This is a genomic window from Streptomyces pacificus (assembly GCF_011766325.1).
In the GTDB taxonomy this organism is placed as follows: domain Bacteria; phylum Actinomycetota; class Actinomycetes; order Streptomycetales; family Streptomycetaceae; genus Streptomyces; species Streptomyces pacificus.
Map to the genome: position 1 here is coordinate 1 of NZ_BLLG01000101.1, position 255 is coordinate 255.

Here is a 255-nt window from a genome sequence, read left to right on the forward strand (position 1 = left end):
TCGGCGGTGTCCTACTCTCCCACAGGGTCCCCCCTGCAGTACCATCGGCGCTGAAAGGCTTAGCTTCCGGGTTCGGAATGTAACCGGGCGTTTCCCTCACGCTATGACCACCGAAACTCTATGAAAACATCGAACCAGCCGACCAGCACCCCACCACGAACGGCGGTATACGGTCTCGGCATGTTCGTTACTTCAGAACAAACACAGTGGACGCGAGCAACTGAGGACAAGCCCTCGGCCTATTAGTACCGGTCA

At 57.3% G+C, this 255-nt stretch carries 1 rRNA gene; it reads right to left on the bottom strand.

Annotated features, from left to right (window positions below):
• Positions 1-115 (bottom strand): 5S ribosomal RNA (rrf, locus tag SCWH03_RS28435); the annotation flags it as partial.
• Positions 116-255 lie beyond the last annotated feature (140 nt).